The 26,429-nt window shown below is 62.2% G+C and carries 20 protein-coding genes; 8 read left to right on the top strand and 12 right to left on the bottom strand.

The features are described 5' to 3' along the window. The first annotated feature begins 108 nt into the window (after positions 1 to 108). Positions 109 to 1,530, top strand: a complete 1,422-nt coding sequence (gene tldD / locus HT578_RS16705; protein ID WP_213500772.1) for a metalloprotease TldD — start codon at positions 109 to 111, stop codon at positions 1,528 to 1,530. A gap of 123 nt (positions 1,531 to 1,653) precedes the next feature. After that, the gene (locus HT578_RS16700; RefSeq protein WP_039388955.1) at positions 1,654 to 2,061 is read left to right on the top strand and encodes a hypothetical protein; all 408 of its coding nucleotides are present in this window, start codon (positions 1,654 to 1,656) and stop codon (positions 2,059 to 2,061) included. 661 nt (positions 2,062 to 2,722) lie between these two features. Here the strand turns inward: HT578_RS16700 and HT578_RS16695 are convergent. Continuing rightward, positions 2,723 to 3,901, bottom strand: a complete 1,179-nt coding sequence (locus HT578_RS16695) for an MFS transporter (protein ID WP_213500771.1) — start codon at positions 3,899 to 3,901, stop codon at positions 2,723 to 2,725. Positions 3,902 to 4,265: 364 nt separating this feature from the next. Between HT578_RS16695 and HT578_RS16690 the strand changes: the two genes are divergently transcribed. After that, positions 4,266 to 5,123: an aldo/keto reductase gene (locus tag HT578_RS16690; RefSeq protein ID WP_213500770.1), complete on the top strand. Its 858-nt coding sequence runs from the start codon at positions 4,266 to 4,268 to the stop codon at positions 5,121 to 5,123. A gap of 87 nt (positions 5,124 to 5,210) precedes the next feature. Here HT578_RS16690 and HT578_RS16685 read toward each other — a convergent pair whose 3' ends face one another. From HT578_RS16685 to HT578_RS16675, 3 genes are all read right to left on the bottom strand, one after another. Then, positions 5,211 to 5,978 carry an SDR family NAD(P)-dependent oxidoreductase gene (locus HT578_RS16685; RefSeq protein ID WP_213500769.1) on the bottom strand — a complete coding sequence of 256 codons (768 nt, stop codon included), beginning with the start codon at positions 5,976 to 5,978 and terminating at the stop codon, positions 5,211 to 5,213. A 70-nt stretch (positions 5,979 to 6,048) separates the two neighbouring features. Further along, positions 6,049 to 6,426: a DUF2255 family protein gene (locus HT578_RS16680; RefSeq protein ID WP_213500768.1), complete on the bottom strand. Its 378-nt coding sequence runs from the start codon at positions 6,424 to 6,426 to the stop codon at positions 6,049 to 6,051. A gap of 190 nt (positions 6,427 to 6,616) precedes the next feature. After that, the gene (locus HT578_RS16675) at positions 6,617 to 7,384 is read right to left on the bottom strand and encodes a glucose 1-dehydrogenase (RefSeq protein WP_213500767.1); all 768 of its coding nucleotides are present in this window, start codon (positions 7,382 to 7,384) and stop codon (positions 6,617 to 6,619) included. Between the two features lie 308 nt (positions 7,385 to 7,692). Between HT578_RS16675 and HT578_RS16670 the strand changes: the two genes are divergently transcribed. Next, positions 7,693 to 8,928: a multidrug effflux MFS transporter gene (locus tag HT578_RS16670; RefSeq protein WP_213500766.1), complete on the top strand. Its 1,236-nt coding sequence runs from the start codon at positions 7,693 to 7,695 to the stop codon at positions 8,926 to 8,928. 417 nt (positions 8,929 to 9,345) lie between these two features. Here HT578_RS16670 and HT578_RS16665 read toward each other — a convergent pair whose 3' ends face one another. From HT578_RS16665 to HT578_RS16645, 5 genes are read right to left on the bottom strand one after another with little or no spacing between them, the layout of a single operon-like run. Beyond that, positions 9,346 to 10,260, bottom strand: coding sequence for a restriction endonuclease (locus tag HT578_RS16665; RefSeq protein WP_239026326.1), 915 nt, complete (start codon positions 10,258 to 10,260; stop codon positions 9,346 to 9,348). A gap of 2 nt (positions 10,261 to 10,262) precedes the next feature. Then, complete coding sequence (locus HT578_RS16660) at positions 10,263 to 12,080, bottom strand: ATP-dependent helicase (RefSeq protein ID WP_213500765.1); 1,818 nt, start codon at positions 12,078 to 12,080, stop codon at positions 10,263 to 10,265. Then, positions 12,067 to 13,851, bottom strand: a complete 1,785-nt coding sequence (locus tag HT578_RS16655; RefSeq protein ID WP_213500764.1) for an ATP-dependent nuclease — start codon at positions 13,849 to 13,851, stop codon at positions 12,067 to 12,069. Before HT578_RS16655 ends, HT578_RS16660 begins: the two co-directional genes overlap by 14 nt. A gap of 17 nt (positions 13,852 to 13,868) precedes the next feature. Continuing rightward, the gene (locus HT578_RS16650) at positions 13,869 to 14,885 is read right to left on the bottom strand and encodes a nucleotidyl transferase AbiEii/AbiGii toxin family protein (RefSeq protein ID WP_213500763.1); all 1,017 of its coding nucleotides are present in this window, start codon (positions 14,883 to 14,885) and stop codon (positions 13,869 to 13,871) included. Then, positions 14,878 to 15,471, bottom strand: a complete 594-nt coding sequence (locus tag HT578_RS16645; protein ID WP_213504417.1) for a DUF6088 family protein — start codon at positions 15,469 to 15,471, stop codon at positions 14,878 to 14,880. Before HT578_RS16645 ends, HT578_RS16650 begins: the two co-directional genes overlap by 8 nt. A 126-nt stretch (positions 15,472 to 15,597) precedes the next feature. On the opposite strand from HT578_RS16645, the gene HT578_RS16640 reads away from it, so the two are divergent. The 3 genes from HT578_RS16640 to HT578_RS16630 all read left to right on the top strand — a co-directional run bounded on the left by HT578_RS16640 (position 15,598) and on the right by HT578_RS16630 (position 20,288). After that, complete coding sequence (locus tag HT578_RS16640) at positions 15,598 to 16,152, top strand: hypothetical protein (protein WP_151689069.1); 555 nt, start codon at positions 15,598 to 15,600, stop codon at positions 16,150 to 16,152. A gap of 8 nt (positions 16,153 to 16,160) precedes the next feature. Next, positions 16,161 to 17,189 carry a hypothetical protein gene (locus HT578_RS16635; RefSeq protein ID WP_213500762.1) on the top strand — a complete coding sequence of 343 codons (1,029 nt, stop codon included), beginning with the start codon at positions 16,161 to 16,163 and terminating at the stop codon, positions 17,187 to 17,189. A gap of 123 nt (positions 17,190 to 17,312) precedes the next feature. After that, positions 17,313 to 20,288: a TrlF family AAA-like ATPase gene (locus tag HT578_RS16630; RefSeq protein ID WP_213500761.1), complete on the top strand. Its 2,976-nt coding sequence runs from the start codon at positions 17,313 to 17,315 to the stop codon at positions 20,286 to 20,288. 43 nt (positions 20,289 to 20,331) lie between these two features. Here HT578_RS16630 and HT578_RS16625 read toward each other — a convergent pair whose 3' ends face one another. Together HT578_RS16625 and HT578_RS16620 are read right to left on the bottom strand one after the other, a co-directional pair. Beyond that, a complete protein-coding gene (locus HT578_RS16625; RefSeq protein WP_213500760.1) occupies positions 20,332 to 23,376 on the bottom strand; it encodes a type III restriction-modification system endonuclease in 3,045 nt (1,014 codons plus the stop codon). Between the two features lie 10 nt (positions 23,377 to 23,386). After that, positions 23,387 to 23,851, bottom strand: a complete 465-nt coding sequence (locus HT578_RS16620) for a hypothetical protein (RefSeq protein ID WP_213500759.1) — start codon at positions 23,849 to 23,851, stop codon at positions 23,387 to 23,389. 86 nt (positions 23,852 to 23,937) lie between these two features. Between HT578_RS16620 and HT578_RS16615 the strand changes: the two genes are divergently transcribed. Then, positions 23,938 to 24,771, top strand: coding sequence for an IS5 family transposase (locus HT578_RS16615; RefSeq protein WP_213500758.1), 834 nt, complete (start codon positions 23,938 to 23,940; stop codon positions 24,769 to 24,771). Here the strand turns inward: HT578_RS16615 and HT578_RS16610 are convergent. Continuing rightward, on the bottom strand, positions 24,737 to 26,422 hold the full coding sequence (locus HT578_RS16610; RefSeq protein ID WP_213500757.1) for a site-specific DNA-methyltransferase: 1,686 nt from the start codon (positions 26,420 to 26,422) through the stop codon (positions 24,737 to 24,739). The two genes, HT578_RS16615 and HT578_RS16610, sit on opposite strands and share 35 nt — an antisense overlap. Positions 26,423 to 26,429 lie beyond the last annotated feature (7 nt).

Here is a 26,429-nt window from a genome sequence, read left to right as displayed (position 1 = left end):
AGCCTGATGGCCTCGCGGGGCTTGCTCCGCCAGTTGCCTCGTCCGTGCGAACAGCCAGGTCGCACGCAATGGCTTTCGCCCATCGGACTTGGCGCCTATATGATGGACATGTCTTCCATCGTTGATCCCCGCTCGCTCCTCTACCGCCACCTCACGCCCGAGGACGCGCAAGCCCTGGCCGCCGAAACGCTGCGCACGTGCGACGATGGCGAACTCTACATGCAGTTCATGGCGAGCGAGGCTTTCGGCTTCGACGACGGACGCCTCAAGACCGCCGACTATTCGCGCGATGCCGGGTTCGGCCTGCGCGGCGTCTCGGGCGAGATGACCGGCTTTGCCCACGCCAACGAGATTTCGGCCAAGGCCATCCGGCGCGCGGGCGAAACGCTGCAACTTCTGGACCCAGCGACCGGGCCCAAGGCTGGCCCACCTGCGAAAAGCAATCGCCACCTCTACACCGACGCCTCCCCGCTCGACCTCGTCGGCTTTGGCGAGAAGGTGAAGCTGCTGGAGACCATCGATGCCGCCGCGCGCGCGCGTGACCCGCGCGTCGCGCAGGTCAGTGCCAGCCTCTCGGGCTCGTGGTCCGTGGTCGAGATCGTGCGCCCCGATGGCTTCATCGCCACCGACGTGCGCCCGCTGGTACGCCTTTCGGTCTCGATCGTCGCGGAAAGCAACGGGCGGCGCGAGACCGGCTCGTTCGGGATGGGCGGGCGCTGGCTCTACGACGATCTCTTCCGCCCCGAGAACTGGAACCGCGCCATCGATGGTGCACTGGCCCAGGCTCTCACAAACCTCGAAAGCATCGATGCCCCCGCTGGCGAGATGACCGTCATCATGGCGCCGGGCTGGCCGGGCGTGATCCTGCACGAAGCGGTCGGCCACGGCCTCGAGGGGGATTTCAACCGCAAGGGCACTTCCGCCTTTGCCGGGCGCATCGGGGAGCGCGTGGCGGCCCCTGGCGTGACCATCGTCGATGACGGCTCGATCGCGGACCGGCGCGGCTCGCTTTCGGTCGACGATGAAGGCACCCCCACCCAGGAGACCGTCCTGATCGAGGACGGCATTCTCAAGGGCTACATGCACGACCGCCTCAACGCGCGCCTGATGGGCGTCGAGCCGACCGGCAACGGCCGGCGCGAGAACTATGCCCACGCCCCCATGCCGCGCATGACCAACACGTTCATGCGCGCGGGCGAGCAGGACCCCGCCGAACTGCTGAGCGGCGTGAAGAAGGGCATCTACACCAAGAACTTCGGCGGCGGCCAGGTCGACATCGTCTCGGGCAAGTTCGTGTTCTCGTGCACCGAGGCCTACATGGTCGAGAACGGCAAGCTGGGCGCGCCCATCAAGGGCGCAACGATCATCGGCGATGGCCCCTCGGTGCTGACCCGCGTGACCGGCATCGGCAACGATCTCGAACTCGACCGCGGTATCGGCGTATGCGGCAAGGGCGGGCAGAGCGTGCCTGCCGGGGTGGGCCAGCCCACGCTGGTGGTCGAGGGCCTGACGGTGGGCGGCACCGCCTGAGACAACGGGATAAAAGTGCCGGCGGATAAAAAGTGCCGGGGCCGCGACGAACGGTCAGCCCCGGTTCAGGACCAGGTGCTAAGCTTGGACAGCAACACACGATGCGTGATGGAGACCAGAGCCATGAAAGCCCGTTTCGCCGTACTCGCCGCTGGCCTCGCCGCAGCCGCCAGCCTTGTGTCCGCGCCTGCCGCGATGGCCAAGGAGAAGCTCACCGGCGAGGAGGAACTCGCCAAGATGCTCGAAGGGCGCACGGCGGGCGAACCGGTCAAGTGCATCTCCTACTCGCGCCTCAACAACGCCACGATCATCGAGAAGACCGCGATCGTCTACAAGGTCGGCAGCACGCTTTACGTCAACCGCCCGACCAACGCGGACCTGCTCGATGACAACGATATTCTGGTGACGCGCATCTTCGGCTCGCAGCTGTGCAACGTGGATACGATCCAGCTGCGTGATCGGATGACCCCCAACATGTGGAGCGGCTTTGTGGGCCTGCGCGAATTCGTGCCCTACAAGAAGGCCAAGTAAGCCTCTCCCCTCACCTGTTCGACGGTCCCTTGCCGAAACGGTCACGAGCCTCTCGTGGCCGTTTTGCCGTGTCGACTTCAAGGCGCCTTGCGCGATGTGCGTGTGCAACAGGCCCGCAGCCCCTCCATGGCGACGGCCCGCTGCCTGCCAGGATCCGAACACCGACCCCCCAAACGACAAAGGGCGGCCCCGAAGGACCGCCCCATGCCTGGTAATGGTATGTGCGTGACTCTGACGTCAGATCCGAGATCAGACCAGGGTCAGTGCGAAGACCAGGGCGCTGGTGCCCAGAGCCGCCGCTGCACCGACAGTGCGGTGAAGAATGGCCATAATCGATACTCCTGCGAACACGTTTCGTGCTTTTCGTTTTATCGCTCGCTCGCGGCATTTCGTCGCGATCGGCAGGAGTGCGAAATAGGCTTCTGCCGAATTATCGCAAATCCAAAAGCAACAATATTGCTTGCATATTTTGCATCAGAGTGGGTTCGAAAATTTCACGATCCATCGGCAAATCCGATGCCAGACCGAGGCGAAATCGCTCCCTGAGCGGGATTTTCGGGCAAATCGTGTTCGCCTGTCGGAAATCAAGCCCCCACCACGCAATCGCAAGGCACGCAACAAAATCTATCCGATTGCGGATTCCTGTACCGCTTGCGCCACGTCAGCCGCGGCGCAAGCGCGGCCAGGCCAGCGCGAAGATCGCGAGCGCCACCCCGGTCAGCCCCAGCCCGGCGAGGATGGGGGAACGCAGCCCCCACCCCGCCTCGACCGTGAGCGCCCCGCCGATGGCGCCCACCGCGTTTGCAATGTTGAAGGCGGCCATGTTGAGCGCCCCCATCATCGTGGGCGATTCCGGCGCCATGCGCATCATCTGCACGGTGATGGAGGGAACAGCCGCGTTGAGCAGGAACGAGGCCACAAAGAACATCGCCATCAGGCCGACCGGCATCGCGGCAACAAAGTACATGACCAGCATGGCCGCCATCGCGCCCGCCAGCGAAAGGATCAGCGCCCGGAAACGATAGCGGTCGGCCATCCCGCCGCCCCACAGCGCGCCCAGCGCGATGCCAAAGCCGATCAGCATCTGCGCCAGCGGCGTCATCCCCGTCGACATGCCCGCCACGTCGGTCACGAGAGGGCCGATGAAGGTGTAGATGGCAAAGAGGCTGGAGACCGCAAACGAGCCGAACAGGACCATGATCCACACGTTGAGGCGGCGCAGCGAAGCCAGTTCCTGCCGGATCGGGCCTCCGGCCAGGTCCTCGCGCTGGGGAACCGCAAACGCCAGCACCAGTCCCGCGACCAGCGCCAGCAGGCCAATGGCGGTATAGGCTGCGCGCCAGTCGAGCTGCTGCCCGATCCAGGTGCCTACCGGCGCGCCGATGATGGTCGCCACGGAAATGCCCGAAAAGACGAGCGAGACCGCGCGCCCTGCCCGCTCGGGACCGACGATCCGCGTCGCCACCACCGAGGCCGCCCCGAAATAGACGCCCTGGGGCAGGCCGCTGAAGAAGCGCCCCACCACCAGCGAGACGAGATCACCCGCCATCGCAGTGACGAGATTGGCCAGGAAGGCAAGTGCGATCAGGGCGATCAGAAGGCGCTTCTTGTTGAGCCGGGCCGCCGCAATGGTCAGCACCGGGGCCCCCAGCGTCACGCCAACCGCGTAGGCCGTAATGCCGTTGGTTGCGACCGGAATCGAAAGATCCAGATCCTTCGCGAACAGAGGCATCAGCCCCATGCTGGCAAATTCGGACGTCGAAATGGCAAAGGCACCCAGGCCCAGTGCGAGAAGAGCCAGCGCGCTTTGCCGCGCGTCCGGCGTGGTCGTGTTGCTCATGATCTGGAGGGTTACCTTGTCGTGAAGAATGGCGAATGGTGCGCATGCGCTCCGTGCAAACGCGAAGATGCCATCTAGAGGCTGGCTGGGCGTGGCATAAGCCGGCAATTGCTTGGCGCCATGGTGAGAAGCATTCATGCATGACCAATCGCCGGTGCCGATCCGACATCAACAAGGGCGTACTGGCAAAGTTCCTCACCAGGGGCGGTGAATTCTACTCAGCACATCGTCCAATCGCAGGGACCTAGTCCAAACGCCCCCTGCTTCCTACCTTGGCTCCAGTTGCAAATGCCTTGCTCCCCGGCCGCGCCCCGAAGGCGCGCCAATGTCTGGGGCTGGCCGGAAAGAAAGATCAGGAGAGACCATGATCACCACCGAAACCTATACCCTCGCCAACGAGATCACTGTTCCCAAGCTGGGCCTTGGCACCTGGATGATCGAGGACGACAAGGTCGCACAGGTCGTGCGCGATGCGGTCGAGATCGGCTACCGCCACTTCGACACCGCGCAGGCCTACGCGAACGAAAAGGGCGTGGGCGAAGGCATCCGCACCTGCGGCGTTGATCGCAAGGAACTGTTCGTCACCACCAAGCTGGAAGCGGGCATCAAGGACTACGAAGGCGCCAAGGCGGCCATCGAGGGCTCGCTCGAAGCGCTCGGCCTCGACTACATCGACATGCTGCTGATCCACGCACCGCAGCCCTGGGGCGAATTCCGCAAGGGCGAGCACTTCTTCGAAGGCAATCTCGCCGCCTGGAGCGCGATGGAAGAGGCCTACAAGGCGGGCAAGCTGCGCGCCATCGGCGTTTCGAACTTCGAGAAGGTCGACCTGGAGAACCTGATCGAGAACGGCACCGTCAAGCCTATGGTCAACCAGGTCCTCGCCCATGTCAGCAACACGCCCTTCGATCTGATCGAATATACCCAGTCGCAGGATATCCTCGTCGAGGCGTACTCCCCCGTCGCCCACGGCAAGATCCTCGACAACGCGAAGATCGGCGAGCTTGCGGGCAAGTACAACGTCTCGATCCCGCAGCTGTGCATTCGCTACGCGCTGCAGCTGGGCCTGCTGCCGCTGCCCAAGTCGGCCACCAAGGCGCACATCGAATCGAACGCCCAGGTCGATTTCGCGATCTCGGCCGAGGACATGGAGACGCTCAAGACCATGGAACGCATCAAGGACTACGGCGATGCGAGCATGTTCCCGGTCTTCGCCGGCTGACCTGACGCCCAGCCCCCCATGCATAAAGAAAAGCCCCGCATCTCAGGTCGAGATGCGGGGCTTTTTCGTGTCCAGGGACAGGAGAGGTCAGAGGAAGGCACCGTTGTCGACGGTGAGGACCTGGCCGGTCACCGCCTTGCCCATCTCGCTGGCGAGATAGAGCGCGGCATAGGCCTGGTCGCGCGCCTCGGTCATCGGCACGGTCGTATTGGTATACTTGTCCGAGAACTCGAGCATGGTGTCGCCACCTTCCTGCTCCCCCGCCGCCCAGGCCGCCGCCGCCTCGGTGTCGGTCACGCCCGGCGCAATCGCGTTGCAGCGGATCTTCGTGCCCGAGAGACGGATCGCGATGTTCTTGGTCATGATGTTCACTCCGCCCTTGGTCGAGGTATAGGCCACGCCGCAGATCGGCAGCGCACCATTGACCGAGGAGACGTTGATGATGCGCCCTTCGTTGCGCTCCATCATGTGCTTGACCGCCTCGCGGCAGTAGCGAAAGACGCCGGTCAGGTTCAGTTCCATGACCTTGGCCCAGTGCTCATCAGAGCACTCCTCGACGGCGACCATATCGCCGGTCCCGGCGTTGTTCACCATAATGTCGACCTGGCCGTAGGCGGCAATGGCCTCCGCAAAAACACGCGTGGGGGCCTCGGGATCGGACGAATCCGCGATCGTCCCCATGGCCGTGCCGCCCGCCGTGCGGATCGCCTCGACCGCCTCTTCGAGCGCGTCCTGGTGGCGCGCAGTGAGCACGACGTTCGCGCCCTCCTCGGCGAAGAGTTCGGCGATGGCGCGGCCGATGCCCTTGCTGGCACCGGTGACGATGGCGGTCTTGCCTTTGAGCATGTCCTGCATTTCAGGGTCTCCTTGGTTGGGATTGTCTTCGGAAGTCTCCCCACCCCCAGTCGGATTGCTGTAGCTGGCCTCAGTCGGCCGTGGGCGTGACGCGCATCGTGGCGGCGCGGGCGCGCTCGGAAATCATGGAGCCCAGGTAGCTGCTGGCGCCGTACTTGGCGCGGTAGGCCGCATCGATGCGGTCCTGCTCGGCGGGCTCGTCCACCGGGGTGAAGGCAACCCTGCGGTCCATGCCCGCCGCGGTGATGCGCCCGGCCTTCTCGCGCAGCGCGGCCTGGTACCAGCGCGAACGGGTACCGCTATAGGCGCGCACATAGAGCGCGCCGTCCACCGCCACCGACCAGATGAAGGTCAGCGTGCCGGGCGTTGCGCCGTCTTCGCGGTAGGGGGCGATGCGAAAGTCGTCCGAGGCGGCAAGAGCCTCGAGTTCGTCGGTTGTCCAGTTCATCGGGCTGTCTCCTGTCGGCAGCCCCGCCCGCCGGGCAGGCGGGACCGCAATGCGGTGTGATGAAGGAGGATCCCGATGCCGCCTGCGAACGATGGGAGGAGGAGGCCGCAGACGGCATCGGAAAAACGCAGGCGGGGCCCTCAGGTACCGGGAGCGGGCGCCGCCTGCGCGAAGTGGGAGCGTGAAAGGCTCAGTTGATCGAGAAGCCGCCGTCGACAGTCAGCGCGGTCCCGATCACGAAGCTGGCGCCGTCGCTGCACAGCCACAGCACGGCCTGGGCGATCTCCTCGGCTTCGCCAAGGCGGCCGATGACCTGCAGCTTCATGAATTCGTCCATCGCCTCGGGCTGCTCGTTGAGCATCTTGGCGACCATCGGCGTGTTGATCGTGCCCGGGCACACCGCGTTCACGCGGATGCCCTGCGCGGCATAGTCCATCGCCGCGCTCTTGGTGAGGCCCAGGACCGCGTGCTTCGAGCCGTAGTAGATGCCCAGCGCCTTGCCGCCGATGAGACCGCCGACCGAGGAGCAGTTGACGATCGCGCCGTGGCCCTGCTTGCGCATCTGGGCCAGTTCGTGGCGCATGCACGACCACACGCCGCGCTGGTTGATGTCGGTCACGCGGTCGAATTCGGCGACCGTCTGGTCGGCCATCTCAGCCGGGGTCGGCTGCACACCGGCGTTGTTGTAGGCAAAGTCGAGCTGCCCCCAGGTTTCCACGGTCTTGGCGACGAGGGCTGCGACGGCATCGTCGTTGGCGACATCGCACGTCACGGCGATGGCTTCGGTCCCGCCCTCGACGAGTTCCGCAGCGACCTTCTCGGCCAGCTCGGCGCTTACGTCGGAGACGACGACACGCGCGCCCGCAGCGGCGAAGGCCTTGGCGGTGGCGTAGCCCATGCCCATACCCGCGCCCGTCACGAGGGCGACCTTGCCGGCGAAGTCATAGTTCACGTTCATGGATCTGTGTCTTTCCAATTGCTGAGAGAGTTTCGGGACACGGCGGCGTCCGTGCACACAGGTTTTCCAAGACGTGGGCGGCGCCTGCGGTTCCCCTGACGTCGCCCCAGCCCGGTACACGGCGCGATGAGAAGAATTCACCTCACAATCGAAGGCGGCTTTACCCTCGCCGCACACCAACAAGGTCACCTGCGAATTTCCACCCGCCTACCCCCCGCGCGCGAGCGCGCAAAATGAAGTGATCTCAACGTTGCGGTGAAAGAGCGGCGGACTTAACAAACAGGGGGCTCAAGCCCTATCTGCCCATCATGCGCCCCGATTCCCCCAAGTCCACCGCTGCGGCTACCGCGCCTCACCGCCCCTCCGGCGCCGCGATCACGGCCACGCTGGCCGGGCTCATGGCCTTTGCCTCGCTGTCCACCGACATCTACCTGCCCGCCCTTCCCGACATGAAGGGCGAGTTCGGACGCGGGGTGGAGCTGACCCTCTCCACTTTCCTCATCGGCTTCAGCCTGGGGCAGATCCTGTGGGGGCCGATCGGCGACCGGCTTGGACGGCGCGGCCCAGTCTTGGCCGGGCTTGCCCTGTTCATGGTGGGATCGGCGGGTTGCGCGCTTGCGGATACGCTCCCCCAGCTCCTGGGCTGGCGCGTGGTCCAGGCCCTTGGTGCCTGCGCGGGGCCCGTGCTCGCCCGCGCCATGGTGCGCGACCTGCACAGCCGCGACAAGGCCGCACAGATGCTCTCGATCCTGATGCTCATCATGGGCGTGGCGCCGCTGCTGGGGCCGCTGATCGGCGGGCAACTGCTGCGCTTTGGATCGTGGCACCTCTCCTTCTGGCTGCTCGTGGCGGTGAGCGCGGCCATGTTCCTGGCCGTACTGCGCCTGCCCGAAACGCTCCCGACCGAGCGCCGCAACCACACACCGCTCGCCCGTTCCTTCGGGGTTTACTGGACGCTGCTCAAGGATCCCGTGGTGCTGGGTTACGGGATTGCGGGCGGGTTCTATTACGCCGGGATATACACCTATGTCGGCGGATCACCCTTCGCCTATATCGAATACTACAACGTCGATGCGCGGGCCTATGGACTGCTGTTCTCGCTTGGCATCTTCGGGCAGATGGCGCTCGGCTTTGCCAACTCGCGCCTCGTGATGCGCCTGGGCAGCGAGCGCATGGCACGCATGGGCGCGCTCCTCATCGGCGCGGCGAGCCTGGCAACGCTGGCGACGACCTATACGGACCTTGGCGGCCTTCCCGGCCTTGTCATCGCGCTTCTCCTGTTCATGTCGGGCAACGGCATCTTCATCGCCAACATCGTGGCCGGTGCCATGGACGCCCATCCCGAGCGCGCCGGCGCCACCTCGGCGCTGGTGGGCGCGATGCAATTCGGCAGCGGCGTCTTTGCCACCGCCCTCCTGGGCTGGATGGCCGACGGCACCCCGCGCCCGATGGGCACGCTCATCGCCACGGTCGGCCTGGGCACGCTCGTCGCGACCTTTGCGGTGACCGCCTGGAAGCGCCGCCGCGAAGCGACGATGGCCTGAGCTCCCTCCTTCCCTGCCTCCCAACGAAAAAGGCCGCCGCTGCGAACCTGCAGCGGCGGCCTTTTTCGTAATTGTCGTCGGTGGCAAGCCCAAGCGCTTCAACGCGCAGGCCCGGCCTTGCCGATCATTCCCACTCCATTGTTCAATCCACACATAGACCATTGATTTAACAACATTTTTTCCCATTCGACGCCAAAAAATCCGACGCGCGGGCCGTCAAAAAGTTACGGTGTTGATTTTAAAGAGAAAATCGCTCGGAAATTTTTTTGCATGGTTTCGACATCTATCGAGGTCGATCAGGCAACACATCCCTCAGCGGTCGGGTAGATGGCGTTAGGCGTGCATTCGCAAGGTACCGTCGGACCGGTATAGCATATGACCAGTTAGCAGGCTACGCTAGCGAAAGAGCGCCCCTATTCAGCCACCGGGAAGATTGAGATCGCGAACGGCGATGAACGGACGATTGGTCTCGGCCGCGCGACGGGTTTTCTCATCCAGAACATCGATTAGCGACACTTTTCGGGATAGGACCTCATAGAGATCAAGCCCGTCAGCGCAGATTAGGTTCGTTTGCCGCCCACGCGAAAACGCTTCCAGACCATCGGCGGTGGATCCCGAATTGCTAACGAACAGCCCCCGTGACCAGGATGCCTTGCCCGCAACCTTGCCAGAGAACGTCATCAAATCCGCGAAGCCAATCTGCGGACCATGCCATTTGGCCTCGACCAAGTAGGTCTGCCCATGCAGCTTAAAGCTGCCATCAATCTGTTCACCTACCAGCCGGAAGGAACCGCGCGGCGCCAGCCCAAATCCGGCGAAGAGCTCATTCAGGAAGCCCTCGAAGCGAAGTCCCCTCGTTTGCGGATCCAGCTGCGTGATCTCGATGAGATGCGTCGCCAGTTCCTGCGCTTTGACAGCGCTCAGCGTCCCGGCCGACTGCGCTGGCGGATCCTCCGTCTTCGGCTGAGCGAAGCTGTTGAGGAATCCTGGGTCAAGCAGTTCGGGTATTTTGAACTCAACGCCGGGAAGAAGGCTGTTCAGGCGATCGATTTCCGCGCGGGTTAGAGGGTTTCCCTTGCCGCGCCGGTAGGTCATCGCTTGCCGGACGATCGCGATTATCAACTTCGTGAAATTCGAGCGCCGCCGCTCGAGCGTGGACGTCAGGAGCTGGACGATCGCCGGCCTCTTGCTCCCCGGAATCCAAAGGTCCGCGATACCGGCTTGGGCCGCCGCAATAGGAAAGGCCGTCTTGTTGTTTCCACTTCCCGGGAGGAAGTCATAGAAAAGATCGGCCAGGTCTTCGACCGTCTGTGCTTCGCGAAATGACAGCATAATTAGTCGCCCTCGGCCTCCTCCATGCGCGCTTCAAGCTCGTTCAGGAAGGGTGAGCGTCCCCAATGCATTCTCCCGCGGCCCGTATCGACATAACCGGAATACAGCATGTGAATTTCATCGCGGGCGCGCGTCAGACCCACGTAGAACAGGCGGCGGCTTTCCCGCCGCGCCGCAGGAAGTTCGTTGCGCCAAGGAAGGCTGCCGAGGTCGAGCCCCACCATGATGACCACGTCGTACTCGCAGCCTTTGGCGGAATGCAGCGTCAGAAGGTTGAGGTGAAGCGGCGACCCATCGCGACCGCCGAGGCTTGCGAGGTCGAGATCGGCGAGCGCCCCGCCGACCGCGAGCGCCGTCGACATGCGTTCGACCTGTTCGGCCTGATCTGCCAGACTTGGTTCTCCCGCGATCAGCGCATCGAGCATTCCGGCGCGCAAGGACGCGACAAAATCGCGGGCGAGCCCATCCTCCACTCTGAGGGACCATAGAAGCCGGGTGAGGCTTTGCAGCTCCACGCTGGCGTCCGCCTCCGATATCCGAGCACGATGAAAGCCGATCCAGCGATCCAGCAGACCACGCAGCTGGGGCCGCGCCTCCCGCCAGCCGCCCGCGCACCACGCGGCGCAATCCTCAATCCAGCTTGTGAGCGCGACCTTGCGATAAGGCGCCGCGGTGTCGACCCGCACAAAGTCGAGGCCCGCAGCCGCGACAGCGTCGGCGACGACGTCGCCGGCGCGATAGTCTCGATAGAGGATCGCGATGTCGCCGAGCGCCCTGCCGGGCTTGGCCGCTAGCGCCGCTGGAATGATCTCGGCGATCGCATGCGCTGCCTGCCCCTCCAGGCCATCGTCGCATTCGACCATCGCGATAATAGCTTGCCGGTCCGGGTCGTTCGACTGGTAGCCGCGAACCTCGCCCAAGGCCATTTCCGACGCGCTGACGATGCTTGAGGCTGAACGGTAGTTCAGCTGAAGCTGCACGCGCTCGACATCGTCGCGCTCGGCCAATTCCTGCAACAAAGCCCCATCTGCGCCGGTGAAACCGTAGATGGATTGATCGGGGTCGCCGACGGCGAACAGTCGGACGCCTCCGTCGCACGCCATGCGCTTGACGATGCGGTGCAGCGCCACGCCCAGGTCCTGATATTCATCGACCGCTAGCACAGGAAACTTCGCCTGCAGAAGCGGCAACACCCAATCGTGCTCCGACACCAGCCGCTGGCCGAAGATCACAAGATCATCGAAATCGACGAGACCGGTTCGCCGCAGCTCGGCTTCATAGCTGTCCGCCCACGCCGCAAGCTCCTCCTCAGCCGTCCACTCTTCCGACGCTCGATCGAGGATCGATCGCCGATGGCGGCCGAGGTCCATCGACTTATAGGGATGGCCTGCGCCAAAGAGCCTGTCGCCGATCCGCCGCATCGCCTGATCGCTCTGCCGCTGTGTGGCAACGGCAAGCGGGAACGGCACCGGAAGATCGGCAAGACGACCATAAGGCATCAGCAGATGCCTCAGGCAAAAGCCATGAACGGTGCCGATGAAGAGGTTCGGCGCCTCCCGCAGGCCAAGCCGCTCCAGCCGACGCGTCAGCTCGCGCGCGCATTCCTGGCTATACGTGATGCAGGCGGCACCGCGCGGCGCGCGCACGTCCTCAGCCATGATCCGGGCGAGCTTGAGCACCAGCGTCTTGGTTTTGCCGCTGCCCGGGCCCGCGAGCACGACGCAGTGTCCCGTCGAGTCATAGGCTGCTTGCTGCCCAGGGTTGCTGGCCAGATCAGCCGCTTGGGCGAGATATGCGGCGCTGACATTACGCAAGGGCATCGCGAATATGCTCCAGCGCCTGCCGGATGTAGTCCGGGCACGTATCTTCATCGACGTGTGGCGCCAGCGCCTGAGCGAAGCGCCCTTTGCCGATCCGCTCGATGAGCTTGATTAACCGCTCCTCATCAAGCGTATCGGTATCGTCAACCCAGCCCTGGATCAGATCCTGAGTGTTCTGATTGATCGATAGCTCCTCCCCGATGACTTCCTGCATCGCTTCGGCAAGGCCGCCGGTGAAGAGCTCCGGCTCAAGCGTATTGCTGTTGACGAAGTAGCCGAACGGTTCGGCGCGCGCGATTACAGCGTCGGCGTCTAATGGCGTGTAGCTCACGCCATTCTCGACCAGCCGCAGCACATTGATCAGCCGTCGGCGCACCAGCGGCGGGTTTGCACCATTTGGATCCCGGTCGGTCAGAATGACATGCGGGATATTGAGTCCCTGCGGCCCCAACAACTTCACGTAGGGTGTGAAGTTTGTGCCACTCACGGAGCATACGGTGATGCCGAGCATATCGAGGGGGATGTCCAAGGCCTCGGCAAATGCAGGGATAAGGAACCGCTCGGCATCCCCCTCGACGAGGATCACGCCTCGCGCGAAGAAAATCTCCCCGCGGCTGACATCAATGTAGCGCTGTAGGTCCGCCTCATCGCGTGCCGTCAGGGGTGCCGTGGCCGTGGATACGGCGGTCGTCGCCTCCTCACCGGCGTCATGTCGGAGCAGGACGATCGAGCGGATCGGGGTCACGCTCGCAATATGCGGCGAGTGCGTCGTAAGGATGGTTGTGAGCGGCGGAGTCTCTTCCTCTCCGTCCCCAGCTCCGCCGAGGAAGTACCGGTAGACGAGCCGCTGTATATGCGGGTGGAGGTGTGCTTCGGGCTCTTCGACCACAAAGAACGTATGGTCGCGCTCGCCATCCGTGACCAGACGATCGAGCTCAAGGCTCTTCAACGCCAAGAAGATCAGATTCGCGGTGCCAAGACTGGCGTCGCCAATGCCGCGCGCGCCATTATCGATCAGCAGCCGCAGGCTGCGCAGCAAAGCATCGACGCGGGTTGGTGCAAGACCAAGCGTGAGCGGAACGGCATGCTGTTCGCCCGCAATAGCGATCAGCCGCTCACTGATGCGCTGCGCGGTGGCGACCACCTCGGCATGGCCAGCAAGCTCGGCTTGCGCCTCGTTGACCTGCTCCTGGATCTCGTCGCGCGCGTCTTCATCCAGCGAGGTCGCCAGTTGCTCGATGAGAGGCCTCAACGGCGAGTTCCGCCAGCTCGACAGGTCCTTCTCGGCATCGCGCAGCGCGACCTGGACATCGAGCGGCAGCATCCGGCGGAAGGTTGAGCCGATCGACATATCGGGATCGTCGCCGCCGAAAATGATATATTCGTAGTCGGCCAGGCTCTCAGGCTCGCGGCCGAGATTTGCCTTGGGCTGAAAACGGTACGTCAGACGCGCGACCATCGGTGGCCCCGGATCGACCACACAGTCATTGAGATGCGCCATCAATCGCGGATCGTCGGTAAAATCCGTCAGATCGACTGAGATTGCGATGGTCTCGCCGAGCTTGTCTTCGCCCAGCCCATCCCAGAAATGTTCGAACCCGAGCTGGCGGTCGCGTTCCGACAGGCCCGGATCCAGGATCAATTGTAGGGCGCGAATGAAGTTGCTCTTGCCGACCTTGTTTTCGCCGACAATGACGATGCTCTCGCCAGTCTCGACCTCGATATCCGAGAAATTGGCGAAATTGCTGATCTTTATGCGTGATATGCGCACACGTCCGTCCCCCCTCGTTATTCTCTATCGCGGTTGGCCCGCTCGGCCATGTCGGCGCAACGCGCCATCAACGCCTCGAAAGTTTCGGCGTCGTCGAGCAGCAGACCGTCCTCCACCATCCGGGCGTAGTCGTCGCCAAGCGCCTGGAGCGCTTCCCCCGCCGGCACCAGGCGCAGGCCGCCATGGACCGCGGCCCCATAGTCGATCAACTCACGATCGGCCCCTTTTTCGGCGAAGAACATCGTCTTGTGGCGCGCGACAGCGTCCGCCAGATCGCGATCGGCGAAGGCACTCGCGGCAAGACCAGCCTCGTCCAGTCGCACCACATCATGCCAATGACGGGCGAAGCGCTCGCCACGCAAACGCTCTTGCAGGCAGAAGACATGAATCGCGGTGGCCTTTTCCCAGAAGGTTCGCTCAGCGTGCATCACCCGAGGGCGGGCCGTGGGAAAGACCACATCATCAACCAAGCCGGACGCATCGCAGGCGACATCGCGCTCGCTTGCCGGGTCGCCGGTCGAGCGTGCGCCGAATTCGAGCATGACGCTTGGCGCGACATAACCCGTCCCTGTAGTGGTCGCCTCATAATCGATGAAGAGCTTCTCACCCTCCGCGCGAACGGTTGCCGCCAGCTTCTCTTTCGCCAAAGCGCCGGCGATCGCAGGCTGGACCGATCCCAATACCCATTCAGGAAGCCGTTTTCGCACCTCGCTCGACCAACGCTTCTCCTCACTGCGCGATTTCGGCAACGCTTCGCCGTTCTCGCCGACGAGATCGGGGGCGATCGCGCGGATATCGTAGGTGAGATCGACGTCCTCCGAAAAACGCCGGATGACGCCGTAGGCCTTCGACAGCGACGTGCCGCCTTTAAAGACGAGGTGCTCACCCAGCGAGGTGGCATAGAGCGCTGCCAGCGCCCAAACGACCCAGGCATCCTTTTCGAGGAGATGGGCGGGCCGTCCCGATTTGTCAGCGGCAATACCAAGCACGTCACGGCGATCCGACGCCGAAAGGTTGAGGAACACATCAGCCATGCGCGGCCTTTCCGACGCTGCGCGCAAGCCATGTCGGAAGCTGGGGTGCTACCGCCACCAACTCCTGGAATGTCGTCGATGGCAGCTTGCGCTTCAAAGCCTGAAGCGCTGCCTCCGCCTTGTCTGGACCGAGCCACGCCAGAGCCCGCACAGCCTCGCCAGCCGGTCGATTGGCTAGGGCAAGCTGCCAGCGCGGCGCGTGGCGAAGCTCAACGATTTGCTTTCCCAAGCTCATCGTGCGGCTGCGACCCGACGTCAGATAAACCGATCTCACCGGCACCTGTGTCGTGAGCCCCAGCGTGTTTGCAGCCGCCGCCCCGCTGGGCACGATGACTTCGCCGCGCTGACTGGCCAGCGCTTCGACGGCTTGCTCGACCGAGGGGGACCTCGTGCCGAACCGGCTGGAAATCGGGCGCAGATAAACGCCGCGACCAGCGCGCATCAAGCGGCCCCGCTCCACTAGGCGCGACAGCGCCTGGTCGACGGCTGCCCTATTGCCAAGGTGCAGCAAGCCCTTGGCGGATATCGGCGCACCCTCAGGCAGGCCTTCCGCGTGCGACAGAATCTGCTCGGGCAATCGTTGCATCATCAAACTCCTGTCAGAAATATACGCGGTTTTCTGACAGTTTTCAAGTTCCGGAGATTGCCACGTCGAGCAATCTTGACCGGATGTTTATGACCGGGCATATTTGCCTAAATTGGAGTGTCGGCCATGTATGTCTATAACCCCGAAAAGTTCGCATCGCTCTCGGAGTCCGAACTCGGCCAACAACTTTGGTCCTTCCTGACCCGGCCCGAAAATGTCGCCCGCCTCGAGACCGCATCGGAGCTGAGCAAGCCCGCCGTCGAGGGGATCGAAGAGCAACTTCTCGAAGCTTTCCGGGAGGAAGTGCTGGCGGATCGAATCAAGCAGATGATCGGCCATATGGTGCGGCAGATCCTGGAGCAACGCGGTTGGTTGCTCGACCAGGGCGACGTCAAGGTTCAGTCGGTGCCCTTCATGAAGGCCGCGCGCTATCGGCGACCGGATTGGTTCACCTTCCACGCCTTCCGCAACACCAGCGATCCGCGCGACGTCGTCATCACCGACCGCCGCCAGAACGCCGCCCTGCCTGAGAATGCGCGCTGGACCTATTACGCCACCTTCGCGAGCCCGATCAAAGCCGCCGTGGCTTTCGGCGTCCACGACCTCAGCCAGTTGCGTCAGCAGGTGCATGCGAATGGCTACCATCGCGTCCGCGTCGAGCGGATGCTGCGGCGCGCGTGAGGTCAGACATGGCGACCACATCGATCGACGAATTCATCCGCGTATCACAGCTGCTCTCCGGCCTGACGCTTTCGGTCCCCATCATGATGATGACGCGGGATCAGGTCGAAAGGATCGTTGCCGACGCGGCAGCCGACGCGACGCTCGCATCCCTGGATCGGGAGCTGCGCGCCAAGCTCAAGGCGGTGACAGGCCCCGAAGACCATGTCCAGATGGCGCAGGCCTATGAGGCCTACTCCGAAGCATCCTTCTATCTGGCGATGAAGGATCGCGGCGTTGTTTTGGAGCGCACGCCCGGCACCGGGGGCCACAACGCGAAGCGCCCGGATTTCCGCTACTCGCACAGCGCCGGCAAACTCTATTTCGAGGTCAAGGCCCTGGAAATCGCCGAACCGCTGCGGCGTCACAAGGAGATCGGTCACGAGGCGTTGGAGGTTGCGGCCGAGCTGGACGGACGCGCGCGCCAACCAGGAATCCACTTCGGCAAGCCACTAGAGATATCGGGCCACCTGCCCAATGCAGGTTCCGTCGGGCGGATCGACGACACGATCCAGAAGATCAGCAACAACATCAAGCCCGGTCAGATCGAGTACGGCCCGACCGTGCTTGTCGTCGATCTCGGTCGCCTTAGCAGCATCGCGCAAGGCCCGTCCGGCCTTCTGCCCGTTTTCTTCCACGCCGGGCCACCGGCGGAAAGCTGTGTAAGCGGCGAGCTGTGGCAGATCGCACTCGGCCAACCCGGGGAGCAAATTCTGTCGCTTCCGGAGTTCGACGGCAAAAGCAATCTGGCGGGCCACCAGACACGGGTCGGCATTCTCCGTCAATTCCCTACCCTGATGGCGATCACGTTCTTCCTGCCGCGCTGGAGCGAGAAACCCGAACTGCTGACGATCTGGAACGTCGGTTGGGATCAGACGGCCCTGGAGAATCCATGCGCTCTCGACGAGCACCAAATCGGAGATGTCCTTCACAATTACTCCGATGGCCTGAATGATCAGCGAAACGAACTGGGTTGGGATTTTCGCGTAAGTCGATAGACCTTTTACATTACTGCACCGGGCCGAGGCATGCGCGGTCTCGGCACATCATCATTGGGCTCGAACACATCAACCGGGAGCACGGCCGTCAAGGCGGACAACGACCGGGACAAAGGAGGAAGAATGATCGGTCGCGGATCCGAATGGCGGCGCTGGGAGCCACATATTCACGCCCCGGGAACCGTCCTGAACAATCAGTTCGGCGGGGGCACCCCGTGGGAGACCTATCTCACGTCCCTCGAAACCGTCACGCCGAAGATCGAGGCAATTGCAGTCACGGACTACTATCTGACGGACACATATGAGGAAGTGCTGAAGCACAAGACGGCGGGCCGCCTGCCCAAGGTCCAACTCATTTTCCCGAACGTCGAGCTCCGCCTCGACGTCGCGGCCAAGACCGGCTTCGTCAACCTGCACCTTCTGGTCAGCCCCGACGACCCCAAACACATTGAGGAGCTGCACCGCATTCTGCAGCGTCTTCAGTTTCAGGCGCATGGCGATACCTTCAACTGCACGCGCCAGGACCTGATTTCGCTGGGCAAGAAGGCCGACACGACCATCATCGATGACCGTGCCGCGCTCGCTCACGGCGCGACGCAATTCAAGGTGAATTTCGATCAGCTTCGTCGCGTCATGCGAGAGAGCGACTGGGCGAAAGCGAATATCCTGATCGCGGTTGCCGGCGCGGCTGGTGACGGGACGTCTGGCTTGCGGCAGGCTGCCGACGCCACAATGCGTCAGGAAATCGAGAAGTTCGCCCATATCATTTTCTCGAGTAGTCCCGCCCAGCGTGAATTTTGGTGTGGACGCCGGGGTGTGACGCTCGATCAGCTCCGCGAGCGCTACGGCGGCTGCAAGCCCTGCCTTCACGGTAGCGATGCGCATGATCAGCAGACCGTGGGACAGCCCGTCGAAGATCGATATTCGTGGATCAAGGGCGGGCTCGAATTCGACGCCCTGCGCCAAGCCTGCATCGATCCCGAGGGGCGCGCTCATGTCGCGGCCGAGCCGCCGCGCACGGCGATGCCCTCACAAGTCATCTCGCACGTTTCGCTGGCCGATGCCGCTTGGGCTCCAACGCCGTCGATTCCACTCAATCCCGGTCTGGTGGCGATCATCGGCGCGCGCGGCTCTGGCAAGACCGCGCTCGCCGACGTGATCGCCGCCGGTTGCGACGCGATCACGCCGGCGGCATGGAAAGCCAACGAGAATATCAGTCCGTCCTTCCTCGTGCGGGCCCGCAAGCTTCTCGGCAATGCGTCCGCTACCTTGGCATGGGCGGGCGGCGCCACCGTCACGCGGTTCCTGGACGGCCGCGATGCTAACGGCCATTTGGCCTTTCCCCGTGCGCGTTATCTGTCGCAACAATTCGTCGAAGAGCTTTGCTCTTCCGCTGGCGTCTCTGACGGCCTGATTGCGGAAATCGAACGCGTGATTTTCGAGGCCCACCCTCAAGACGCTCGTGATGGCGCGATCGATTTTGCAGAACTGCGTGAGTTTCGGACCGCCCGCTTCCAGCAGGCCCGGGAACGGGAGGCGGACGCGATCGCGGACATATCTGATCGCGTCGCCACGGAAATCGAGAAGGAGGCTTCGATCGCGAGCCTGTCGCTGCAGGTCACCCAGAAGGACGGCCAGATCAAGAGTTACACTCAGGATCTGGCCAAGCTCGTCGTCAAGGGCACCGAAGCGCAGGCGGCTCGGCACGCCCAGCTTGGTCAGGCCGTTCAAGCGCTGCGTGGTACGATACAGGCCTATGCCAATCAGCGGCGCACCTTCGTCGCACTGCAGGATGAAGTGGCCAGCACGCGGGCCACAAAGGCGCCTGAACTCCTGCGCCAGGCCAAGGAACGGCATCAACAAAGCGGCCTGAGCGCGCAGCAGTGGGATGAATTCCTGCTGATCTACAAGGGCAACGTCGACACCAGCCTCGCCAACTACGTGACATGGGCCGATCAGCAGATCGCCACGCTCACGGGCCTTCCCCTTCCGCCGGCGCTCCCCACAACGCCCGTCTTCCCGGACACGGCGGACCTGACGAAGCTGCCGCTCAACACGCTGCTGGCGGAGATGACGCGCCTTGAAGCGCTGGTCAGCGCCGACAACATCGTCCGCAATCAGTATGCCACCCTGTCGCAGCGGATCGCGCTAGAGAACGCGGCGCTCCAAAACCTGCAGACACGGTTGACCGATGCCCAGGGCGCGGCCGCGCGGCGAAAAGACCTCCAAACCGAGCGCGATGCCGCTTATGGCCGGGTTTTCCAGGCGATCGTCAGCGAGCAGACCGCGCTCGCTGATCTGTACGCGCCTCTGATGGCGCGCCTTTCGTCTTCGACCGGCACTCTACGCAAACTCGGCTTCTCGGTCCGACGCATCGTCGACGTCGCCAGCTGGGGCACGGTGGCTGAGGAAAATCTCCTCGATCGGCGCAAGGCTGGACCGTTCCAGGGACGCGGCTCGCTGATCGCGCTTGCGGACGCGACCTTGCGGCCCGCCTGGGAGACGGGATCGGCCGCGGACGTACAAACGGCGATGGCTGGTTTCATCGCCCAGTATATGAGAGACCTGATTGGCCACGCGCCGTACGCGCAGAACCAGCAGGCTGAATTCCGCGCCTGGCTGAAGCGGTTCGCACATTGGCTCTTCGCCACGGACCACATCTCGGTGCGCTACGAGATTGTCTATGACGGCATCGACATCCGCAAACTCTCTCCCGGCACGAGAGGCATTGTGCTGCTTCTCCTCTATCTGGCGCTCGACGATGCGGACGATCGCCCGCTCATCATCGATCAGCCGGAAGAAAACCTGGACCCGAAATCGGTGTTCGAGGAGCTGGTCGCTCTATTCATTTCGGCCAAGGCCAAGCGGCAGGTGATCATGGTCACCCACAACGCCAACCTTGTCATCAATACCGATGCCGATCAGATCATCGTCGCGGACGCCGGGCCACATGCGGCAGGCGGTCTTCCGCCGATCACCTACAAGGCCGGGGGGCTGGAGAACGCCGAGATCCGCAAGGCGGTGTGCGACATCCTGGAGGGAGGCGAGGAAGCCTTCAGGGAAAGGGCGCGGAGGCTGAGAGTCAGATTGGATCGCTAGAGGGAGACTGTTATGCTTCATTCATTCTCCGCGCGGCAAGCCACTAATTAAATGGAGGGGCTCCCCCCACAATATCCATTAGCTTCTCGTAACCGGTGACCACGTCATACTTGACTCGATCCTCAGACACGCGCCGCCCGATCTCATCGAAGAATTTCCGGGCACAAGCGATCTTCGTCTTTTCGATCTCCCGGAGCTTCATCGAAGACATGGTGCCCTTGGTCTCGGCGACAAAGTAGATGTGCTTGACGCTTCCCTCCTTGAAGGAAATCGCCCAATCGGGGTTATAGTCGCCAACGGGTGTCGGGATCAGGAAGCCGCGCGGCAGCTTGGCGTAGACCACGACCTCGCTGGCGATATCGAGCCCGTCGACGAACTTGCGCTCGATGTCGGAGTCGGTCACCACATAATCGTAGACGTGCCGCTTGAGCTTAGTCGAAGCCTTGGAAAAGTCCTGGCCGGTCTGGTTCGCGGTGAAGATGTCAACGTCGTAATGCTCGGCGAGCCCGTCATAGGTCAGCCGCTCGATCACCATCGTGGCCTTCTGTTCGGCGATGATCCGCGACGCCTCGGCGATGAAGTGCTCCGGGTTCTCTTTGAGCTGCCCGAACACGCTGCCCTGGATGCCAGTCAGGATATCGGCTGCAGTCTTGCGTGTGAGTTCCGTATTTTCAGCGATCTTTCCGAGGAGGTCATACTTCACGAGCGAATGGACCGATTCGCCGCGCTCGGTCGTAGACCCTGTCAGGGCAAAACCATCACCTGCCCTGAGCTGCTCGTCAGTCAGCCCATCGCCCTGAATCCCTGCCTGAACGGTGTACTGGAGCGGCGTCACGCGAAGCTGGCTATCGAGGGCGCTTACGCATTTGCGGACCAATTCCTCGGAGTCGAACTCTACGCGATAGACGGCTTTCTGGTTGATGCGCCGCCAGAGCTCCTGGAATTCCTTCTTCTCGAAATTCTCGTTGAGCGGATTGGTCTTCGACTTGCGGCCATCCTCGACCTTGGGCATCTGCGCATCGCTGAAGACGCTGTCGATGATCTGGAAGATCTGATCGGCGTGCGCCTTCAACTCATCTGGCAAAGCCGCCAAGGTTCCAGCTTCCTTCGCCTGATGGTAGGCGCCGGTGATCTGGTCCGCGTCATCGGAATAGTCGTTCTTCACGAGGTACCGGTAGATCTGCTTCGCCATGGCCGGCGTGATCTCGACCGGGCCGGCATCCGTCTTGATGGTCTTGCCCGTGAAGTATGCTTCCGTCGCCTTGCGCGGGCGCGACGTCAGCGTGTCGGCGATCTCCTTCTGGAGGCCGGCCACAAAGTTCTTGTAGCTCTCGCTGGCGACGACGGTGAGGACGTTTATGTCATGGACGACTGCGGGGTTATCCATCCGGTCGCCGTGTTGGTCCACCGACAGGCGTAGTCCGCGGCCCACTTCCTGGCGCCGCGAAACGGTGTTGTCGCTGTGCTTGAGCATGCACATGACGAAGACGTTGGGATTGTCCCATCCTTCGCGCAGCGCGGAATGCGAGAAGATGAACCGCGTGGGTTCCGAAAAAGACAGCAGGCGTTCCTTGTCCTTCAGGATCAGGTCGTAGGCGTCCACGTCGTCTGAATCGACCGACCGCGCTCCGACAGCGGGGTCCTTCAGCCGGTTGGTCTTTTTGTCGATCGAGAAATAGCCGTTGTGCGTCTTGGCTGCATCAATGCCCGCCAGGTGCTTCCGGTAGGCGTCGTTATCAATCGCCAGCTCACCCAGATATTCCGCCTTGAGAAGCTCATACTCCTCTTCGAACACGCGGGCATATTCGCCTTTCTCATCGGCCTGCGTGTAGTCACGGTACTTCACGACCTCGTCGATGAAAAACAGCGACAGCACCTTAACCCCTTGCGCGAAGAGCTGCTTTTCCTTGTCCAGATGCGCCTTGATCGTCTCGCGGATCTGGATGCGCCGTATGTCGCGCTCCGACACGTCGCCGGTCGCCTCCCCTGCTCGGAGCGCCACGCCGTTGGTGAACTCGACCGTGTCGTTGCGGGCGTCGATCTGGGAGATCGTGAAGCCGTCGCGGTATTGATCCAGCTCGCCTGACTCGGCGAACAGGTCGTCACGGAACTCCAGCCGCTTGAGCTGGCGCTTAATCTCGCCGCTCGCGAGCTTCACTTCGATCTCGAGCCGCGCCACGGGCGCCTTCTTCGAGATCTCGATCCCCTCGAGGTAAAGATAAGCGTTCGTGCCGGCAAGTCCGCGAGTCTGAATGCCCCGAACGGCGATCTTCTTCACCAGCTTCTGGTTGTAGGCATCGAGCGCATCGAGCCGGTGAACGCGGTTGTGCTGCGTCTTGTGGGTCGCCGAGTAGCGCAGGATCATCAGCGGCTTGAACTTCGGCAGCGCCTCCATCGTGGCCGCGCCTTCCATCTTCTGCGGCTCGTCAAGGATCAGGATCGGCCGGTTGCTGGCGATCACGTCGATGGGCTTGCGGGACTGGAAGTCATCCAGCTCCTCATAGATGCGGCGGTTGTCGGCGCCGCGCGCCGCGAACGCCTGGATGTTGATGACCATCACGTTGATGCCGGCATCCGACGAGAAGCTCTCCAGCTCGTGCAGGCGCTTGGAATTGTAGATGAAGAAGCGCGCCTTCTTGCCGTAGCTCTCGGTGAAATGGTCAGCAGTGATCTGCAACGACTTGTGGACGCCTTCCCGGATGGCGATCGACGGCACCATAATGATGAACTTCGACCAGCCATAGCGCTTGTTCATCTCAAAGATCGTCTTGATGTAGCAATAGGTCTTGCCGGTCCCCGTCTCCATCTCGATGTCCAGGTTGGTCCGGCATCCGGCGCTGGTGACCAGCTTGTCGGAAACAGGCAGGTTCTGGTGGCTCTGGACGTCCTTGATGTTGGCCAGCACCTGAAGCTCGGTCAGCGCCAGATCGGCGTTCTTGAACCCCTCCTCGAAGGCGCTCGTCTGCGCCTTCTGGCCCGGATCGATCCGGTAGGTGATCCCGTTCGACATCGGCTGCCCGGCGAAGCAGTCCACGACCGCAGTCACGGCCTGTGTCTGATAGGGCTGGACCTTGAATTTCAGCTTCATGCCCGCCCCCTCAGATCGACTTGACGTCGGTGCCGGGCGAAACCTGGCGGAAGACCTGCTCGACGTTGATCTTCACCGCATCGGACACAAAGCCGTTATCGCGGAACACGACGCGCAGCGGCTCGCAGGCAGCAAGCTCCTTCACCAGTTCTTCCGTCACGCCAGTGTCGAAGCAGGCGACCAACGCATTTCCGTCGACAAAGAACACGGTTTTGCCCTGCACCGTCTCGCGCTTGATTGGCAGCGTCAGGTCCACGCCCCAGTCGACGAGCACCTGGAACAGCAGGTCCTCAGGGGTGCGATCGGGCTTGATGTTGTCGACGGCGGTGAGCAGATCCTTCTGATCGATCTCGTCCGGGCGATAATAGACGTCCTGCATGTTGGACGTATCGACCTTCAGGACCCGGAAGCCGACATCGCGATTCCAACCCGGATCGCAAGTCTCCGACAACACCGCTGCCCCGGCCTGTCTCACGCGTTCCTTAGAGCCCGATCCAAAAGTTGTTGAGCAATACCAGCATGTTATGATTCACGCCGTCCTTGCGAGAGATGGAGTGATCAATGGCATGGACTGGCATTGCTCGAGATGAGCATAGCCGCAAAGGACTGCGGTATCCAAGCGACATGACGGACAGGGAGTGGGCGTTGGTGGCACCGTTCATTCCTCCGGCAAAGCACGGCGGTCGGCGTCGCAGCACGAATATGCGCGAAGTGGCCAACGCGTTGCTCTACTTGGTCTCGGCCGGATGTGCCTGGCGCCTGCTGCCCAAATGCTTTCCACCGGTTTCGACGGTTCGGCGCTATTTCTACGCTTGGCGTAACGCGGGATTGTTCGAGGTGATGAACACGCTGCTGGTCATGAACCTGCGAGAGATCGAGGGGCGCGAAGCCTCTCCCAGTGCGGGCATCATCGATAGCCAGAGCGTGAAAACGACCGAGAGCGGCGGTCCGAGTGGATATGACGCGGGCAAGAAAGTCAAAGGTCGAAAGCGTCATATCCTGACCGACACCTCCGGCTTTCTGATCTCCATCCTCGTGCACACCGCCGATATTCAGGACCGGGATGGCGCCGTCGACGTGCTCAAAAGGATTTGCCAGCGCTTCCCTTGGCTGCGCCATATCTTCGCCGATGGTGGCTACGCCGGTGACAAGCTCAGAACGGCACTCGCCAAAGCCGGGAACTGGGTGATCGAGATCATCAAACGATCTGATCAAGCCAAGGGCTTTGAAGTCCTCCCGCGCCGCTGGGTCGTCGAGCGCACCTTCGCCTGGCTGGGGCGGTGTCGTCGCCTCGCAAAGGACTGGGAAGCGACCATCGCCTCTTCAACCGCCTGGGCTATGATCGCTTCTATCCGCATGCTTATCCGCAGAACCGCAAGGTATTGCTACGCCTGAGGAACTTTTGAATCGGGCTCTTAGACACTTCGGACAAGACGAGCGGTCGACCCTTCTTCTTCAAGAGCTTTATTGCGGCCTGTACCGTCTTCTTCGTAGTCCCCGTGGTCGAGGCTTCTGCCTCCTGCAAATCCTCGGGGAGCTGCACCATAACGAAACGGTGGTTGGTTCCATAGGTGGCATTAGCCCGGAAGACAGCTTCGGCGGTACTGGCCGATCCAGCAAAGAAGTCCATCACGAGGGCAGCACGGTCATTCGGCGTCATATATTCGATCAATTTTGCCAACTCATCGTGATCCTTGGGGTTCGTGAAGACCTTCGCCCCCATGAGCTTGCGCAGGTATTTTACCGAGACTTGGGATTGCTTGTAGAAATACGACCCACGAACCTGCGTGGCGAAATCCGTTTCCTCGTCGCTGTCGTCATCGATATCGTTCGAGTCGACTTGGCTTCCATTCGCCTCTTCAGGGATTGGCCGAATGTGCGCCTTTCTAAACGGCGGTTGCTTATGGTCTTCACGGAATTCGACGAGCCCGGCCTTGATTTGCCTCTGCATCTCCTGGGACGTTGAATATCTCCAACCCGCTTCTGGGACTTCGCACGGAAGCCCTGTCACTGGGTGGATCACATCATATCGCGGCCCATCTCCACCGGGCCAAGAGATATCACGGTCCCGCCACGGACCATTTTCATCGACGCGCTTGTACCGCGCCCACTTCTTTGCGGGATGGCCCTTCGGCAGGTCGGAGTACCATTGAGAAAGGTCAGCCTCGATGGCCTTGAAGTCATCACCATGAACTCCGCGCAGCCTGACAAATTCGGCCCAGATATCGCGTGCACCTGGCTTCTCTTCCCGCCAAACTTCTTGATGTTCGCGTATCCGCGTCACGTTCTTCGCGAAAACCAGCATGTATTCATGGCCAACGGAAAAGAATTTTGCATCATTCTTTCGGCCTTTTTCCCAGACCAGTTGAGCCACGAAATTCGTCTCGCCAAAGACCTGGTCCATCACCTTTCGGAGCGCGGCCTGTTCGTAGTCATCGATGCTGACGAGGATGATCCCATCATCCTTCAGCAGCCTCTTCGCGACCGTCAGACGCGAATAGATCATCGACATCCAGTCCGAATGATATCGACCGCGCGTATCTGAGTTCGCCACCAGACGCCCGCCTTCGGCCGTTTTCTCCCCCGCGTCGATTTCAAACTGCTCTTTCTCTGCGGTGAAGTTGTCCCGGTAGATGAAGTCTTTCCCGGTATTATAGGGAGGATCGATGTAAATCAGCTTCACCTGACCGAGATAGGTTTCCTGCAGCAATTTAAGGGTCTCGAGGTTGTCGCCTTCGATGAAGAGGTTCTTCGTCGTGTCGAAGTTGAGGCTTTCGTCCTGTGCAGGTCGCAAAGTTTTTGAGATGGGGGAGTTCGCAGTGATCAAGGCCTCGCGTTTTCCAGGCCAGTCCAGCCGGTACCGCTCTTGTGGCCCTTCGACTATGTGGTCGCTCAGCTCCTGGCGCAGCTGATCGAAGTCTACCGCTAGACGTACTTCCCCCGTCACCTCGTCGCGCGCCTCGGACACGCAGCCGGGGAACAGGTCGCGGATCTTCGCGATGTTTTCCTGGCTCAGGTCAGGGCTTTGCATCTTCAGCTTATCCATCGTCATA

The sequence above is a fragment of the Novosphingobium decolorationis genome (assembly GCF_018417475.1).
Lineage (GTDB): Bacteria > Pseudomonadota > Alphaproteobacteria > Sphingomonadales > Sphingomonadaceae > Novosphingobium > Novosphingobium decolorationis.
Note: the sequence above shows the minus strand (reverse complement) of the source record. Positions and strands in the feature narration are given on the sequence as shown.